This window comes from Aminobacter aminovorans (assembly GCF_900445235.1).
Lineage (GTDB): Bacteria > Pseudomonadota > Alphaproteobacteria > Rhizobiales > Rhizobiaceae > Aminobacter > Aminobacter aminovorans.
In genome coordinates this window covers 4,678,242-4,693,689 of the sequence record NZ_UFSM01000001.1, presented here as the reverse complement: position 1 = coordinate 4,693,689, position 15,448 = coordinate 4,678,242, and the positions used below count along the sequence as shown (strand labels likewise).

Below are 15,448 nucleotides of genomic sequence, written 5' to 3'. Positions count from 1 at the left end.
CCCCACATCAAGGGAACGACTGACGGTCGGCGAAACCGTAAAAGAATCTCGAGGCTGGACTCTAGCGATAGATGACGGTGGCGATGCCAGGCACACGAAACGTCCGGAGGCCGAGCGTCGAGTGAAGGGCCGCGAGGATGGTCTCAGGCTCGTCCGCCTTGAAGACGCCAGACAGGCGCAGGTCGCGCAGGCTCTCGTCGCGAACGATGATGCGTCCGGCCGATATGCGGCCAAGTTCGTCGATGACCTTTGCCAGCGGCGTGTGGTTCATCACGATCAGGCCGCGTCGCCAGGCCAGCTCCGTATCGGCGTCGACCGTGATCCTCGACGCGCCTTGACCGGGGGCAACCGATAGTGCCTCTCCGGCAGTCAGCTGTTCGCCGGCGAGACCGGGCGCTGCAATCGCGACAAGCCCGCGTTCCACCGTGACCTTGACCTCGCTGGCCTCGTCCTCGACCGCGAAGGCGGTGCCGAGAACCCTGACTTCCACCTCGTTCACCGTGACGCGGAAAGGCTTGGATTCATCTCTTACGACGTCGAACCAGACGCGCCCGCGCAGGATGGCGACCGACCGATCCTGGCCCTTGAAGTCGGTGTCGAGGGCGCTGTCGCCGTCGAGATAGGCGGTCGAACCGTCCGGCAGCACCACTTGCATGTGCTCGCCAGGGGACGTCGCGTGTTCGGCAAAAGCCCGGTCGACCAAGCCGGCATCACGCCACAGGGCAACCGAGCCCAACATGAGGAAGGCGAACGAAAGTGCTGCCCCTGTCTTGACCGCGCGCTGCGCGAGCGTCGGGCGATAAAGCCCCCGGCGATGCCAGCTGTCCCGGCCGGCGATCCGCGCCGGCACGGCGAGTTCGTGCCACAGCTTCTTGGTCTTACTGAAGGCGTCGTGATTGGCGCGGTCCATGGCCAGCCAGGCCCGGAACGCCGACCGGTCCGCATCGGTGACCCCAGTGCTTTGCAGGCGAGCGAACCACTCCGCCGCTTCGCGGATGGCCTGGTCGCTGATCTCGGCTGACCTTGAGTTCTCGGACATACGAAGCTCGACGTTCCCTCGATGGGCAATCGTGCCCTTATACAGAGAACGATTCAGCTGCGCATATCCCTCACGAGATTTCGCGTTTGCGCTGCCACTGGTGACAGAAGGCCAGCGCGCTAGCCATCTCCTTTTCCACCGTGCTCAGGGAAATGTTAAGCGCCTTGGCGATCTGCGCGTAAGGCATGCCGTCGACCCGGGCGAGCAGGAAGATCTGCGCCCTGCGCTGCGGCAGCGTGTTGATGGCGCCGAGAAAATCGGCAAGGTCCTGTCGCGCCGCCACGATCTCTTCGGGCTGGGCTGCCTGTCGCGTCATCTGTTCTGGCAAGACGTTCTGGGTGAAGTTCGTACGGACCGCATGGCCGCGCTTGTGGTCGAGCGCGAGGTTCTTGGCGGCACTGACCACCAGGCCGCGGTCGGCAGGCGTAAGGTCGCGGTCGCCGAGCCTGAGATAGGTGTCCTGGATGACGTCTTCGGCGTCCTGGCGGCTGCCGACGATGCGCGCGATCAACCGCCGCAGACGTGAGCGCTCGGTCACGAAAAGCTGCTCGATCGCGCTTGTTGTCGATGCCATGGATTGACCGCCCAAGGGCGATGACAGGCCGTCACCGCTAAAAGTTGCATCTTTTAATCAGGTTTAAATTCCGAGGACAAGAGAGATTCCCGATGCCGGCTGCGATCACCCGGGCTGCTGCAATGTAGATGCAATCTTGGCGGCGTAGCTGCCCGGAAACATCATCCACAACCTGGGATCACACATGTCTCTCAGCACTGCACGCCGCGCTGTCGGCACACTTGCCATCGCCGCCGCCGTCTTCCTGGCCGGCTGCCAGTCGGACGTCATGAAGGGCTATATCGGCCAGCCGCTCGAGTCGGTCATCATCGACTACGGTCCGCCTACGTCGGTGATCGAACTCGGCCGCGGACAGCGCGCCTATCAGTGGAGCAAGATATCGACAAACGCAGTTGCCGGCTCGACCAGTGGCGAGTATCGCGACACCAGGCGCGGCACGCGCTATGAGGAGACGACCACTCCCGGCTATGTCGAGGAGCAGGAGTGCTTCTACACATTCTACGCCACCAGGTCCGAAGGTCGCTGGTACATCACCAACTTCCGCAAGCCGAAGCTGGAATGCGAATAGTCGCTTGAGGCCGTGCCGGTGGCAGCCAATGCCGTCACCGGTTTCGGCACGGGCCCGAGGACTGATCGAGGGAATACGTGCATGCGCATTTTGCTGCTCGAGGACGAGCCGGAGATGGCTTCGGTGCTGAAGTCGGCGCTGGCACGTCGCAACGTCATCGTCGATCACGTCGCCACGCTTGCGGACGCCGAGGCGGCGGCCGAGTTCGGGCCTTACGACGCCATCGTGCTCGATCGCCGCGTGCCGGATGGCGAAGGTCTCGACCTGATCCCCAAGCTGCGCGCGCTACGTGTCGATGCGCCGATTCTGATGCTGACCGCGCTCAGCGGCCTCAATGATCGTGTCGCCGGTCTCGACGCCGGCGCAGACGACTATCTGGTCAAGCCCTTTGCCATGGAAGAGCTGATGGCGCGGTTGCGTGCGCTGCACCGTCGCCCAGTCGCGTTGCGATCCGAGCAGACGGTGATCGGCCGGCTCACCTATGATTTCCACCACCGTGAGGCGAGTGTCGGCGACAAGCCTCTGGAGCTTTTGCGGCGTGAGCAGCTGGCACTGGAAGCGCTGCTGCGCCGGCCCGGCCGCACCGTCCTGCGCGCGACGCTTGAAGAATCGGTCTACGCCATGGACGACGAGATCGGTTCCAACGCGCTCGATTCTCACGTCTCGCGCTTGCGCCGCAAGCTCGACGATGTCTCTGCCGGGGTCGAGATCAGGGCGATCCGCAATCTCGGCTACCTCCTGCGCGCCGTGGCATGAAGAAGCTGCGTCCTGTTTCGCTGCAGTGGCTGCTCGTGCGCAGGCTGATCCTGCTGCAGGCCGCGACCTTGTTCACCTTCGTCGGTCTCATCTGGCTGGTGCTGTTCCTGCTCGAGCCGCGCCTGCTCAGTGACAACGAAACCGCCGTGGAGGCTGTATCCGGAGCCGTTGCCAGGGATGCGAGTGGTAACCTCTTCTTGCGCGACACCAAGGAGATGCTCGAGGCGCGGAAGAATTACCCCAATCTCTGGCTGGTCGTTCGTGACGAGGCGGGCAAGACCATGCGACTGGGTAAGGTCCCGGACGCCTATGCCGGGGAAGACCTTAGAATTCCGTGGGGCATCGAGTACGCATTCCTGCATTTCCCGGTTTATGACGTTCGGCCCGATTCTATTCTGGCCAATCGGCAAACCGCCGCCGGAGCGGTACAAATCCTTACGTCGACAGTTCTGTCCCGCACCGAGACGAACGGCGTCGATGTCACATTCCAGCTCAGTCTCGACGGAACCCGCAACGCTGACGGACAGATCGAGTGGATGAAGATCGGTCCCACGGTTGCGCTGATCATCGTGTCGTTTCTCGCGCCCTTCTTCATCGTCATGGGCGGGACGACCCTTGTCGTCACGCCGACGGTGGTCCGCCGGGCGCTCGCCGGCCTTGTCGCGACGGCCAGGCAGGCCGGCCGTATCGACATCGACAACCGCGGCGTGCAACTGCCGACCGCCAATGTGCCGACCGAAATCGAGCCGATGGTGCAGGCATTCAACCATGCGCTGTCGCGCCTCGGCCAGGGTTACGACCAGCGCAATCGGTTCCTCACCGATGCGGCGCACGAACTGCGCACGCCGATCGCCATCCTGCGCACCCGCGCCGAACTGTTGCGCGAAGATCCCGAAAGCGCGCGCCTGCTGAAGGACATCGAGCGCCTGTCGCATCTGGCGCAGCAACTGCTCGACCGTCAGGTGCTCGACCAATCGGCCGGCGCCCGCGAGGTCGTCGACCTCGTCGAATTCGCACGCCATCTCGCCGCCGATTTTGCGCCGCTGGCGCTTTCCGCCGGTTACGACTTTTCCTTCGAGCCGGCGGCGTCGAGCGTGCTGGTCAACATCCAGCCGTCGCAAATCCAGCAGGCTGTGACCAATCTTCTGCGCAACGCCATCGACCATGGCGGCGGCGAGGGCATCATTTCGGTAGTGGTTGACGCCAAGGGCGGGCTGGAAATTCACGACGAGGGCCCCGGCATTCCCGACGACGAGCATGAGCGCGTCTTCCAGCCGTTCTATCGCCTGCGCCCGCGCAACAGCGGCGCCGGCCTCGGGCTCAACCTTGCCCGCGAGATCGCCCGACTGCATGGCGGCGGCGTCGAAATCCTGGTTGGTCCTTGGCGCGGCGCCCGCATCAGGTTGCAGTTGCCGCTGTGGCAGTCGACGGCATCAGGCGTGAATCCGGATGACGCAAGGCCGGTCAGCTAAGCTGCACGGCAGTCGCCCTGTGACGCCGACGAGACTCATGATTTGGACTTGACCTCAACGGTTGGCGGCGTTGTGACGGCGGTTCGCGCCGTCGGACACCAGCATGCCGCCGGAAGCCGGGCCGGTGGCGGCGATCATCGCCTCAAGCGCCGACGACCAGAGTTCCGGGACGAAGGCCGCTTCGTAGATGCGATCGACCAGTTCGTCCGCCATGCGCTATATCCTGTCCCTCAGTGCGAACCAGTTGAGGGCGAGGAACAGAAGCGGCGTGCGGAAACGCCGGCCGCCGGGGAAGGGCGGTATCTTCAACTCCTCGATCAGCTTTAGCCTGTCGCGATTGCCGGCCACCGTTTCGGCATAGAGCTTGCCGAAGAAATTCGACAGCATGACGCCGTGGCCGGAATAACCGCCCATCGAGATGACATTCGGCAGCACCTCGCGCACGAACGGCTTGCGCGGCACGGTGATGCCGACGTAGCCGCCCCAGCCATGGGTGATCTCGACATCCTTCAGCTCGGGATAGATCTCGGTGATCTGCTTGCGGATGTGGATGTGGATGTCCTTGGGGTCGTTGACGCCGTAGATCTCGCGCCCGCCGAACAGCAGCCGCCCATCCCGCGACTTGCGGAAGTAGCGCACGACGAAGCGGGAATCGTCGACAGACTCGCCGCCGGGAATCACCTTCGAATCCGCGCCCAGCGGCACCGTGGCGCCGATGAAAGAGCCGATCGGCATGATATGGGCGGCACTCACCGGCTCCAGCTTGCCGCCATAGGCGTTGACCGCGATCAGGCATTTCTGCGCCGTGATTGTGCCGCGCGGCGTTTTCACCTGCACTTTGCCACCCTGCGACGTGATGCCGGTCGATGGCGTATTCTCGAAGATGTGGGCGCCGGCAGAGGCCGCCACGCGCGCGGTGCCGATCACCAGCTTGAGCGGATGGATGTGGCCGGTGCCGATGTCGCGGGTGCCGCCGTAGTAATGCGTCGAGCCGAGCCGCTCGGCGGTTTCGCTCGCGTCCATGAAGCTGACATGCGGATAGTCGAAGCGGCTGGCCATGATCTCGGCATGAGCCTTGTAGTCGTCGACGTAGCGCGGCTTGTGCGCCACCGACATCTGGCCGGGCATGTAGTCGATGTCGATACCGTTGGCAGCAGTGAAATCGAGCAGGTGCGCCTTGGCTTCCTCGGCCAGGTCGAACAATGCCTTGGCGCGGGTGAAGCCAAGCTCGCCTTCAAGCTCTTCGGCCCAGGCGCGCTGGCCGGTGCCGAGTTGGCCGCCATTGCGCCCCGAAGCACCGTCGCCGAAGCGATGCGCCTCGATCAAAATGACATTGGTGCCGGCCTTGGCCAGATGCGTCGCCGCCGAAAGCCCGGTGAAGCCGCCGCCGATGATGACGACATCTGCCAGCCTGTTACCGTCGAGGGCAGGGTATTCAGGTCGCGGCCCGGCGGTATCTTCGTACCAGGACAGGCCGGGAGAGATGGGGGAGTTGTAGGTCATGATGCGGAGAGGGCTCCGGAAATTTCAGGGAGCGAATAACGAGGAGCGATAGCGAGTAGTGAGTAGTGAAAGGGGCGGAGCCCCTTTCTGTTCGCTAAGCTCTATTCGTTTGCTTCTTCAGACGTTCAGCAACAGATATTCCCGCTCCCACGGGCTGATCACTTCCATGAAGGTTTCGAACTCGGCGCGCTTGATCGCTGCGTAGGTCGAGGCGAAGGACTTGCCCAGCATGGTTGCCAGTTCGTCATCGCTTTCGAACAGGTCGACGGCCTCGAGCAGACCGCGCGGCAGATCGATCTCATCCTCGTTGGCTGTGGTCAGGACCGGGGGCTCGGCCGGCAGCTTGTTGTTCATGCCGATCAGCCCGCAAGCGAGCGACGCCGCCAGTGCCAGATAGGGGTTGGCATCCGATGACGGTATGCGGTTTTCGACACGCCGCCCAGCGGGATCCGACCGCGGCACGCGGAAGGCCGTTGTACGGTTGTCGTAGCCCCACTTGTTGTTGACCGGCGCCGATGCCGCCTGCGTCAGCCGTCGGTAGGAGTTCACATAGGGCGCCAGCATCACCAGCGCATTCGGCACATGCTTCTGCATGCCACCGATGAAATGGAAGAACGCGTCGGTCTCCGTGCCATCCTCGCCGGTGAAGATGTTCTTGCCGGACTTCTTGTCGATGATCGACTGGTGGATGTGCATCGCCGAGCCCGGCTGGCCCTGGATCGGCTTGGCCATGAAGGTGGCGTAGGTATCGTGCTTCAGCGCCGCCTCGCGGATCGTGCGTTTGAAAAGGAACACCTGGTCGGCGAGCTCGATCGGGTCGCCGTGGCGCAGGTTGATCTCTAGTTGGCCGGCGCCTTCCTCGTGGATCAGCGTGTCGATCTCCAGGCCCTGCGCCTCGGAGAAATGGTAGATGTCGTCGATGAGTTCGTCGAATTCGTTGACGCCGGCGATCGAATAGCCAGCACCGCCGCCGATCGGGCGGCCTGAGCGCCCGACGGGCGGGGTCAGCGGATAATCCGGATCGGGGTTCTTGCGGACGAGGTAGAATTCGATTTCGGGCGCGACAACGGGTCTGAGACCGATCTTGTCATAAGCCGCAGCCACGCGCTTCAGCACGTTGCGCGGCGTGAACTCGACAGGACGGCCGTCCTGGTGGACGAGATCGCAGATCACCTGGGCGGTCGGATCGTCCTCCCACGGCACGACCGACAGCGTCGACAGGTCAGGCACCAGCTTGAGGTCGCCGTCGTCCTCGGGATATTCGAAGCCGTTGCCGTCCTCGGGGTAGACACCTGAGATCGTCATCATGAACGGCGCCGAAGGCAAGGCCAGCGAGGTGTTGGAGGTGAACTTGCTCGACGGCATCATCTTGCCGCGGGCAACGCCGGCCTGGTCAGGCGTGATGCACTCTATGTCCTCGATACCGCGCCATTCGAGCCATTCGGAGGCTTCCTTCCAGTTCTTCACACCACGCTTGTTTTTCACAAATGCGGGCGTGCGGGCGCGAGCCCCCCGAGTGGTCGGACGGACTTCCTTCTTTGCAGGCGGCATCATTCACCAGATTGTCGTTGCAGATTGCCGAGTATAGCCGGGCGCCATGAAATAAGAAAAGGGGGGCTGTCAGGCGATTCTGCTTTGGTTCGAGCTGAAATCAGCTGGTTTCAGTGCGATTTTCGGCCTAGAGATCCGCGATGACATCTGCTTTGCCCGCCCTCACCACCATCGGATTCGATGCCGACGACACGCTCTGGCAGAACGAACAGTTCTTCCGCATGACGGAAAGGCATTTTGCCGAATTGCTCGCCGAGCATGGCGAGGCAGAGCAGTTGAAGTCGCGCCTGCTGGAGGCGGAAAAGCGCAACCTCGGTACCTATGGCTTCGGCATCAAGGGTTTTACCCTTTCGATGATCGAGACCGCGATCGAGGTGACGGAGGGCCGGGTTCCAGCCTCGGTGATCGAGAAGATCCTGGCGGCCGGCCGCGAGATGCTGAGCCATCCGATCGAGACACTGCCGCATGTCCATGACACGCTGGAGGCCCTGGCCGGTCGTTATCGCCTGGTGTTGATCACCAAGGGCGATCTGTTCGATCAGGAGCGCAAGCTGGCGCAATCGGGCCTCGGCGACTTTTTCAATGCCGTCGAGATCGTCAGCGACAAGTCGCGCCCGACCTATGAGCGCATCTTCGCCCGCCATGGCGATGGGGCCGCGCGCAGCATGATGATCGGCAATTCGCTCAAATCCGATGTCGTGCCGGCGATCGAAGCTGGAAGCTGGGGAGTCTACATTCCCCACGACCTGACCTGGACCTATGAGCATGTCGACGAGCCGACGGCGGCAGAACGCTTCCGCAAGCTCCAGCATCTCGGCGAGCTGTCGGAGCTGCTGAAAAGTCTCGGCTGACGCCTAGCAGCGGCCCAGCAGCTTTTCGACGACCGGCTGCAGCCGCTCAGGCGTGATCGGCTTGGCCACCACGATGTCGACGGCGCTCGACAGCGACAGGCTTTCCGGCGTGCCGGGGCGGTTGGACAGCAGGATCACCGACGGCAGGTTGTTGCCCGAGGCCAGCCTCAGCGACAGGATCGACTGCATCAGCCCGTCGCAATCCTTGTTGTCGCTGCCGCCGTCGAGGATGATCGTGCCTGGCGCCATGGTGCGCAGCATCGCCATCGCCGTATCAGGTGCTTCCGAAATCGTCTTCAACCCCGAGCGTTCGACGATTTTGGCAACGACGACGCGGTTGATCGGAGAACGGCCAACGACAAGCACTTTGGTAAGGTCTGCTTCGCCGCCATCAAGGGTGCGCGCACGCTCATCCGGACTGCCGCCCGAATCTGGGTCATTCCATTTCATTGGCTTAGCCGACAGCTGAGGGCGTCTGTTCAATAGGGGTTGCGTTCGGTCCCTTACGTTCGCGTCAACTGGGGGGAGTGTCAAGTAATACGCTGGAAGAAGCATTGGACTTTAGTCTTAGGCGATAGAAATTCGACAGATGGGCCGTAGTCCAGCGAGCAATAGCTCAAAAGACAAATCCCGCCCGCAGCAGGGGCTGCGGACGGGATCCGTGGGGGCAGAGGGAATGCTTGTCAGCCGTGCGGCTGCTGGGTCACGATGACAGGGATCAACAGGTCGCCCCAGTTGCCGTCGCCGCCATGGTGACGGGCCGAGCGGACCAATTCCACCGACACGCCGGCCTCGACTGCCTTCATGACCGACTGGTTGAGGCGGTGCAGGTCGTTGGCGACGATGCGGATCACGGCCTGCTGGTCGGCGCTCATGGTGGTGGCCTGTTCTTCGGCTCGTTCCTTGACACGGGTACGCGGTGCCATTGTGGTTCTCCTCGGTGGGTTGCCTTTGCCCTATCGGGCGTTGCCTCTGGCGGTGCCCGGAGGCCTTGTGCCTCCGGGTTAACTTGAGCCAGGCCTATTCGGCGGCCGGGCGGAACTGTTCGTGTTCGGTCGATTCGTGCATCGCGGTCGTCGACGACTTGCCGCCGGTGATCGCCATCGACACGGCGTCGAAGTAGCCGGTGCCGACTTCGCGCTGATGCTTGGTCGCGGTGTAGCCGTTCACTTCGGCGGCGAATTCCGCTTCCTGCAGCTCCGAATAAGCTGCCATCTGGCGATCCTTGTAGCCGCGGGCCAGCTCGAACATGCCGAAGTTGAGCTGGTGGAAACCAGCCAGCGTGATGAACTGGAACTTGTAGCCCATCGCGCCCAGCTCGCGCTGGAACTTGGCGATCGTCGCGTCGTCGAGGTTCTTTTTCCAGTTGAACGACGGCGAGCAGTTGTAAGCCAGCTTCTTGCCCGGATGCGCCTTGTGCACGGCCTCGGCGAATTTCCTGGCCTGCTCCAGATCCGGCTTGCCGGTTTCCATCCAGATCAGATCGCAGAACGGAGCATAGGCGATGGCGCGGGCGATGCAGGGCTCAATGCCGTTGCGCACCTGGTAGAAGCCTTCCACGGTCCGGCCGGCGTCATAGTCGACGAAGGGCTGGTCGCGCTCGTCGATGTCTGACGTCAAAAGCTTGGCGGCTTCGGCGTCGGTGCGGGCGACGATCAGCGTCGATGTACCCATCACGTCGGCCGCGAGACGCGCAGCGTTCAGGTTGCGGATGTGCGCTGCGGTCGGGATCAGGACCTTGCCGCCGAGGTGGCCGCACTTCTTCTCCGAAGCCAGCTGGTCCTCGAAGTGGACGCCGGCAGCACCCGCCTCGATGAAGGCCTTCATGATCTCGAAGGCGTTGAGCGGGCCGCCGAAGCCGGCTTCCGCGTCAGCGACGATCGGGGCGAACCAGGTGTCGACCGACAGGCCCTTGCCTTCCGAGGTCTCGATCTGGTCGGCGCGCTGCAGTGTGCGGTTGATGCGCTTGACCAGCTCAGGTGCGGCGTTGGCCGGATACAGCGACTGGTCAGGATACATCGCGGATGCCGTATTGGCGTCGGCGGCAACCTGCCAGCCAGAGAGATAGATCGCCTTCAGGCCGGCGCGGACCTGCTGCATCGCCTGGTTGCCCGACATCGCGCCGAGCGCGTTGACGAAGTTCTCCTCGTGGATCAGCTTCCACAGGCGGTTGGCGCCCATCTCGGCCAGGGTCTGCTTGATTTGGACGGAGCCGCGCAGTCGCTTCACGTCCTCCGGCGAGTAGGGGCGCTCGATGCCGTCGAAACGGCCTTCCGGGGCTGAAGGCACGAGGTTGTAAAAATCAGTCATTGTCGACTCCGTCTGGTCACTTTGGTCTGGGGGCGGCCACCGCGTCTTGGGTTCGTTGCGGCGATTTCTATGTGACTTGTTTGACATTGCAGCGCCGAAGCAGCCAGAAAATTCAACGAAATACGGCAGATAATAGGGAAAACCTGTGTTGCGTTTGACAGGACGTCGCTGTAAATTTGTAAAGAATGTAAAAGGAAGGGTAGGGTAATTCCCCTCCTTTCGTTGTAAATTCGGTGTAAAAGACATGGCCGAGCAGAAAATCTTCGCCGGACCGCGTATCAGGCGCATCCGCAACCAGAAGGGCCTGACCCAGACGGCGATGGCCGAGGGACTCGGCATCTCGCCGTCCTATCTCAACCTCATCGAGCGCAACCAGCGCCCACTGACGGTACAGCTGATCCTCAAGCTGGCCTCGGTCTACAAGGTCGATCCCGACGAGTTGCAGGGCGAAGCAAGGGGCTCGATCGCAGCCCTGCGTGAGGTCTTCGCCGATCCGCTGCTGTCAGGCGAACTCCCCGGTGATCAGGAACTGGTCGAGATCGCCGAGGCGGCACCGAATGCGGCGGCTGCGGTGATCAAACTGTTCCGCGCCTATCGCGAGCAGGCCGAGCGCCTGTCCGACCTCACTGAACTGTTGGCGCGCGAGGGCCATACGACGGCCCTGTCGGGCGCCCGCCTGCCAATTGACGAAGTCCACGAGGTGTTCGAGCGCCGGCCCAACCACTTCACCTCGCTGGAAGAAGAAGCCGAAGCCTTCACCTCGCTGCTCGATCCCGGCGACGATTTGTTCGGCGCGTTGAAGGGTTGGCTCAGGCGCGAACATGGCATCGTCGTCAAGGTGCTGCCTGTCGCGACCATGCCCAACTGGCGGCGCCGCTATGACCGCCATTCGCAGCGTCTGTTCCTGTCCGAGCGGCTGTCACCCTTCGACCAACTGCGCGAAGTGGCGATGGAGGCGAGCCTGATCCGCATGCAGGTGGCGGTCGCCGCCGAAATCCAGGCGCTGAAACTCTCCTCCGATGAAGCCAAGCGCCTCGCCCGCTTCGAGCTTGGCCGCTACGCCGCGCATGCGCTGATGATGCCTTACCAGGCGTTCCATTCGGCTGCCCAGCGCGCCCGCTATGATGTCGATGTGCTGCGTTCGCGCTTCGGCGTGTCGTTCGAGCAGGCGGCCAACCGGCTGACCATGCTGCAGCGCTCAGGCAGCGCCGCGGTGCCGTTCTTCATGCTCGAGGTCGACAATGCCGGCAACCGCTTCCGCAAGGCCGGCGCGCAAGGTTTTCCGCAGAGCCGTTTCGGTGGCGGCTGTCCGAAGCTGCCGGTCCATGCCGCCTTCACCCAGCCGGGCCAGATCTTCGTCGAGGCGGTGGAAATGCCCGACGGCGCCGAGTTTCTGTGCGTAGCGCGCACGCTCGAAGGGCCGCAGGGCGCCTTCAGCGAGCGCCCCAGGCGCACCGCGATCCTGCTCGGCTGCGACATCGCCTTCCGTGACGAGATCGTCTATGGCGCTGCCCTTCCGGCGCTTGCCGTTGGCGCCAAGCCGGGTGTGGTGCCGGCGACCCCCGTCGGCCCCGCCTGCCGGCTGTGCGAGCGCTCGGGCTGCCTGTCTCGGGCCGAACCGCCGATCACCAGGCCGCTAGGCCTCGACGAGATGGTGACTGGCCTGTCCGCCTTCGATTTCCAGTAAGCGCCGGATCAGGCGCTCAGCTTGCCGAGCGCTGCGTTGTCGTCCTGCCAGGTGCCCGACTGAGCGAGTGCATGTGCGGTGGTGGAGTCCACGGGCCTGCCATAGAGAAAACCCTGTGCTTCGTCGCAGCGTCGGTCCTTGAGGAACGCCGCCTGGAAATCCGTCTCGACGCCCTCGGCCAGAACCGGGATCGACAGCTTGTGGCCGAGTTCGATGACCGTTTCGATGACGCTGGTGGCCTGCGCCTGACGGCCAAGTGCGTTGAGGAAGCTGCGATCGACCTTGATCTTGTCGAAGGGGAAGGAAAACAGCGTCGACAGGGACGAGTAGCCGGTGCCGAAATCGTCCATGGCGACGCGGACCCCGAGCGCCTTGATCTTGCGCAGCACGAGCAGGGCCTGGCCCGGATTGTCGATCAGCATGGTTTCGGTGATCTCGATCTCGAGCCGCGTTGGCTCCAGTCCCGTCTCATCAAGGATTTCGGTCAGCCGTTCGGCGAAATTGGGACGCATCAGCTGGACCGGCGAAACATTGACCGCAACGCCTGTGGGCGCCGGCCACTGCGTCGCCTCATGGCATGCCTGCATCAGCACCCAGTCGCCGATCTCGACGATGATGCCGGTCTGCTCGGCGACCGGAATGAAGTCGGCAGGCGAGACCTCGCCGAGCTGCGGGCTGGACCAGCGCAGCAGCGCTTCGAAGCCGAGCAACTGGCGCTTCTTCATCGAGATTTGCGGCTGGTAGACCAGGCGCAGCGCACCATCGGCGATGGCGCTACGCAGGCCGATGGCGATCTGGCCGCGGCGTCGACCGTCCTCGTCGGCGTCGGCGTCATACCAGCACCAGGTGCCGTCCTGCAGCTTCTTGGAACGGTACATGGCGAGGTCGGCGCGTGTCGTCAGTTCGTCGACGCTGTCGCCGTCCTTGGGATAGACCGAAATGCCGATGCTGGCGCTGGTCGAGAAGCGGCCCTTGCCCAGTTCGTTGGGGCGCGAGAAGGCATCGCTGATGCGCGCCGCGAATTCCTCGACCTCGTTTGCACGGGTGAACGGCTTTACCGCGATGAACTCGTCGCCGCCGATACGGGCGAAGAACTCGCCGTCGATCAGCGCTGCGCGCATCCTCGCCGTGGTCTGGACCAGCACTGCGTCGCCGGCTGCATGGCCGTAGACGTCGTTGATTTCCTTGAAGCGATTGAGATCGATCGCAATGAGTGCCAGCGAGGTGCCGCCCGCCTGCTTCAGGCGCATCGGCAGTTCGTCACGAACGGCGGCGCGGTTGGGCAAGCCGGTCAGCGGATCATGCATGGCCAGGTGCCGGAAGTGGGCGACGGCGTCCTGCTGGCCCTGCTCCTCGGCGAGATGGGTCACCGCGCCGAGCATCACCACGAGTACTGTCACCAGGACAACCAGGATCGCCAGCACGCTGTCGGTCATCATCTGGCTGGGGACCACCACACGCGGGTCGGGCGTGATCTGCACCGCACCCATGGCGGTGAAGTGCATCATGCCGATGCCCAGGATCAGCGCGGCCATGCCGGCATACTGGCTGTCGCGGCTGGTTCCGCGCGCCACGCGGTTGGTTGCCAGCATGCCGAGTGCTGCACCCGCTGCGATGGAAAAGGCTACGAAGGACGGATCGTAGCTGATCGTTCCGGCGACCACGAAACCGCGCATGCCGGTGAAATGCATCAACGCGATGCCGGCGCCGATGACTGCGCCGCCGGCCTCGATCATCCAGTCGCGTTCCCGGCTGGCGGCGATGAGGAAGCCGGCCATCGAGGTGGCGATGGCGAAGGCCAGCGACAGCACGGTGAAGTTGGGTTCGAAGCCGTGCTCGACATCGGGGATGAAGCCCAGCATCGCCAGGAAATGTGTCGTCCAGATCGTCATGCCGCCGGCGAGGCCAGCCATGACGACGAAAGCCGCGTGCTTGGCACGCCTGACGTTACGGGCGCGGGCGAACAGGCGCATCGACACCACGCAGCCGAGCGCGCAGATGGCCAGGGCGGCGGCGACAAAACGGTAGTCGTGGGCGGTGACGAGGCAGTTGAGTACGGTCAGCATGAAGGGTTCCTTGCGCGTCGGCCGAAACTCGGGTCGTTTTCGGAAGGCGCGACGCGCAGATCCAGAGTTTGCCCGGCTTTATCCGGGACAAACCTTGCCGATCCGTTTCACCCCGTTGGGCCACGACGCGTGGTTGACTTGGCATGTAATTGAAGGTCGCGTGCGCCGCCCCATGTGCTCACCGAGACCGGGCGCCCCAGTGTTTGGAGGTTCACATGAGTAGTTCTGATGCCCGGCCCGCCGAATTTCATGATTTCGCCCGAACTGCTCCACGCGTCCAAGCTCGCCGCCAAGGCGGACGAGAGCGCGTTTCGCTTCCGCAAGGCCGACGGCACCGAGATCGAGCGCACGCTTGCAGTCGAACTGGATAAAGGTGAGCCATCGACGAGAACCGTGTGGCCGAAGCGCGATCTCAGCCCGGTTGCCACTGACAATAGTGACGCCCATTGGGTCCATGTTTTGGAAGGCGTCACGCCGCCCTACCTCTCGCGTCCTGATCAGAACGCGTGGCACAGCTACCTCGAGGCGACGATATCCTCTACCTCCAGCTCAACCGGTTCCGCGATGCGGACGGGGCGCCGATGGCCGACTATTTGGCCAACGTGCTTGCCGAGGCCGGCAAGCGCAAGATCAGGCATGCCGTCGTTGACCTGAGGTTCAGCCCGGGCGGCAACTACATGCTTGCCACCGATTTTTCGCGCCTGCTGCCGGAGGTCGTAGCCAATGGCCGCATCTTCATCCTGACCAGCGGCAATACCTTCTCGGCGGCGATCAGCATCGCATCACGGCTGAAGTACTACGCCGGCGCGCGCGCCGTGCTGGTCGGCGAGGAAATGGGAGATGCCGGCCAGATGTGGGGCGAGGGCGGCACGACGGTCATGCCCAACTCCAGGTCGCGTTCCGAGACACCACCGCCTACCACGACTGGGAAAACGGCTGCCGGCTGTCGCAGCTGACCATCTGTTTCCTGCCGAACTATTTCTACGGCACCGCCGCAGGTTCCCTGCTGCCCACGGTTCCAGTCGCCCAGACTTTCGCCAGCTATGTTTCAGGCGACGATGCCGTTCTGTC

15 protein-coding genes are annotated in these 15,448 nt (G+C 63.4%); 6 read left to right on the top strand and 9 right to left on the bottom strand.

Annotated elements, in window-relative coordinates; translation table 11 throughout:
* Window positions 1–61: 61 nt before the first annotated feature.
* Together DY201_RS23145 and DY201_RS23140 are read right to left on the bottom strand one after the other, a co-directional pair.
* Window positions 62–1,039: a FecR family protein gene (locus tag DY201_RS23145; protein ID WP_115733253.1), complete on the bottom strand. Its 978-nt coding sequence runs from the start codon at window positions 1,037–1,039 to the stop codon at window positions 62–64.
* A gap of 70 nt (window positions 1,040–1,109) precedes the next feature.
* Window positions 1,110–1,613, bottom strand: coding sequence for an RNA polymerase sigma factor (locus DY201_RS23140; RefSeq protein ID WP_115733252.1), 504 nt, complete (start codon window positions 1,611–1,613; stop codon window positions 1,110–1,112).
* A gap of 184 nt (window positions 1,614–1,797) precedes the next feature.
* Here DY201_RS23140 and DY201_RS23135 point away from each other — a divergent pair, with 184 nt between their 5' ends.
* From DY201_RS23135 to DY201_RS23125, 3 genes are all read left to right on the top strand, one after another.
* Entirely contained in the window at window positions 1,798–2,181 is a 384-nt protein-coding gene (locus DY201_RS23135; protein WP_115733251.1) for a hypothetical protein, read from the top strand.
* A gap of 81 nt (window positions 2,182–2,262) precedes the next feature.
* Window positions 2,263–2,937, top strand: coding sequence for a response regulator (locus tag DY201_RS23130; protein ID WP_115733250.1), 675 nt, complete (start codon window positions 2,263–2,265; stop codon window positions 2,935–2,937).
* The gene (locus DY201_RS23125) at window positions 2,934–4,409 is read left to right on the top strand and encodes a sensor histidine kinase (RefSeq protein ID WP_115733249.1); all 1,476 of its coding nucleotides are present in this window, start codon (window positions 2,934–2,936) and stop codon (window positions 4,407–4,409) included. Before DY201_RS23130 ends, DY201_RS23125 begins: the two co-directional genes overlap by 4 nt.
* Window positions 4,410–4,463: 54 nt before the next feature.
* Here the strand turns inward: DY201_RS23125 and DY201_RS29170 are convergent, their stop codons facing one another.
* From DY201_RS29170 to DY201_RS23115, 3 genes are all read right to left on the bottom strand, one after another.
* On the bottom strand, window positions 4,464–4,622 hold the full coding sequence (locus DY201_RS29170) for a hypothetical protein (protein WP_165915800.1): 159 nt from the start codon (window positions 4,620–4,622) through the stop codon (window positions 4,464–4,466).
* Window positions 4,623–4,625: 3 nt separating this feature from the next.
* Entirely contained in the window at window positions 4,626–5,912 is a 1,287-nt protein-coding gene (locus DY201_RS23120) for an NAD(P)/FAD-dependent oxidoreductase (protein WP_115733248.1), read from the bottom strand.
* Between the two features lie 117 nt (window positions 5,913–6,029).
* Complete coding sequence (locus DY201_RS23115; protein WP_165915799.1) at window positions 6,030–7,466, bottom strand: glutamine synthetase family protein; 1,437 nt, start codon at window positions 7,464–7,466, stop codon at window positions 6,030–6,032.
* 137 nt (window positions 7,467–7,603) lie between these two features.
* On the opposite strand from DY201_RS23115, the gene DY201_RS23110 reads away from it, so the two are divergent.
* Entirely contained in the window at window positions 7,604–8,314 is a 711-nt protein-coding gene (locus DY201_RS23110) for an HAD family hydrolase (protein ID WP_115733247.1), read from the top strand.
* Window positions 8,315–8,317: 3 nt separating this feature from the next.
* Here the strand turns inward: DY201_RS23110 and DY201_RS23105 are convergent, their stop codons facing one another.
* The 3 genes from DY201_RS23105 to aceA all read right to left on the bottom strand — a co-directional run bounded on the left by DY201_RS23105 (window position 8,318) and on the right by aceA (window position 10,624).
* Complete coding sequence (locus DY201_RS23105) at window positions 8,318–8,764, bottom strand: ANTAR domain-containing protein (RefSeq protein ID WP_115733246.1); 447 nt, start codon at window positions 8,762–8,764, stop codon at window positions 8,318–8,320.
* A gap of 233 nt (window positions 8,765–8,997) precedes the next feature.
* Window positions 8,998–9,240 carry an SMc00767 family acetate metabolism repressor gene (locus DY201_RS23100; RefSeq protein WP_067965227.1) on the bottom strand — a complete coding sequence of 81 codons (243 nt, stop codon included), beginning with the start codon at window positions 9,238–9,240 and terminating at the stop codon, window positions 8,998–9,000.
* A 94-nt stretch (window positions 9,241–9,334) separates the two neighbouring features.
* Window positions 9,335–10,624 (bottom strand): isocitrate lyase, encoded by a 1,290-nt coding sequence (gene aceA / locus DY201_RS23095; protein ID WP_067965225.1) that lies wholly within the window; start codon window positions 10,622–10,624, stop codon window positions 9,335–9,337.
* Between the two features lie 244 nt (window positions 10,625–10,868).
* Between aceA and DY201_RS23090 the strand changes: the two genes are divergently transcribed.
* On the top strand, window positions 10,869–12,311 hold the full coding sequence (locus DY201_RS23090; RefSeq protein ID WP_115733245.1) for a helix-turn-helix domain-containing protein: 1,443 nt from the start codon (window positions 10,869–10,871) through the stop codon (window positions 12,309–12,311).
* 8 nt (window positions 12,312–12,319) lie between these two features.
* Here DY201_RS23090 and DY201_RS23085 read toward each other — a convergent pair whose 3' ends face one another.
* Window positions 12,320–14,377: a putative bifunctional diguanylate cyclase/phosphodiesterase gene (locus DY201_RS23085; protein WP_115733244.1), complete on the bottom strand. Its 2,058-nt coding sequence runs from the start codon at window positions 14,375–14,377 to the stop codon at window positions 12,320–12,322.
* A gap of 506 nt (window positions 14,378–14,883) precedes the next feature.
* Between DY201_RS23085 and DY201_RS23080 the strand changes: the two genes are divergently transcribed.
* On the top strand, window positions 14,884–15,333 hold the full coding sequence (locus tag DY201_RS23080) for a S41 family peptidase (RefSeq protein ID WP_115733243.1): 450 nt from the start codon (window positions 14,884–14,886) through the stop codon (window positions 15,331–15,333).
* The last annotated feature ends 115 nt before the right edge of the window (window positions 15,334–15,448 follow it).

Bases quoted from the DNA above. Each gene is read 5' to 3' on its own strand.
- aceA (WP_067965225.1), bottom strand. From the start codon at position 10,624: ATGACTGATTTTTACAACCTCGTGCCTTCAGCCCCGGAAGGCCGTTTC.
- DY201_RS23115 (WP_165915799.1), bottom strand. From the start codon at position 7,466: ATGATGCCGCCTGCAAAGAAGGAAGTCCGTCCGACCACTCGGGGGGCT.
- DY201_RS23110 (WP_115733247.1), top strand. From the start codon at position 7,604: ATGACATCTGCTTTGCCCGCCCTCACCACCATCGGATTCGATGCCGAC.
- DY201_RS23105 (WP_115733246.1), bottom strand. From the start codon at position 8,764: ATGAAATGGAATGACCCAGATTCGGGCGGCAGTCCGGATGAGCGTGCG.
- DY201_RS23145 (WP_115733253.1), bottom strand. From the start codon at position 1,039: ATGTCCGAGAACTCAAGGTCAGCCGAGATCAGCGACCAGGCCATCCGC.
- DY201_RS23090 (WP_115733245.1), top strand. From the start codon at position 10,869: ATGGCCGAGCAGAAAATCTTCGCCGGACCGCGTATCAGGCGCATCCGC.
- DY201_RS23135 (WP_115733251.1), top strand. From the start codon at position 1,798: ATGTCTCTCAGCACTGCACGCCGCGCTGTCGGCACACTTGCCATCGCC.
- DY201_RS23100 (WP_067965227.1), bottom strand. From the start codon at position 9,240: ATGGCACCGCGTACCCGTGTCAAGGAACGAGCCGAAGAACAGGCCACC.
- DY201_RS23120 (WP_115733248.1), bottom strand. From the start codon at position 5,912: ATGACCTACAACTCCCCCATCTCTCCCGGCCTGTCCTGGTACGAAGAT.
- DY201_RS23125 (WP_115733249.1), top strand. From the start codon at position 2,934: ATGAAGAAGCTGCGTCCTGTTTCGCTGCAGTGGCTGCTCGTGCGCAGG.
- DY201_RS23085 (WP_115733244.1), bottom strand. From the start codon at position 14,377: ATGCTGACCGTACTCAACTGCCTCGTCACCGCCCACGACTACCGTTTT.
- DY201_RS29170 (WP_165915800.1), bottom strand. From the start codon at position 4,622: ATGGCGGACGAACTGGTCGATCGCATCTACGAAGCGGCCTTCGTCCCG.
- DY201_RS23140 (WP_115733252.1), bottom strand. From the start codon at position 1,613: ATGGCATCGACAACAAGCGCGATCGAGCAGCTTTTCGTGACCGAGCGC.
- DY201_RS23130 (WP_115733250.1), top strand. From the start codon at position 2,263: ATGCGCATTTTGCTGCTCGAGGACGAGCCGGAGATGGCTTCGGTGCTG.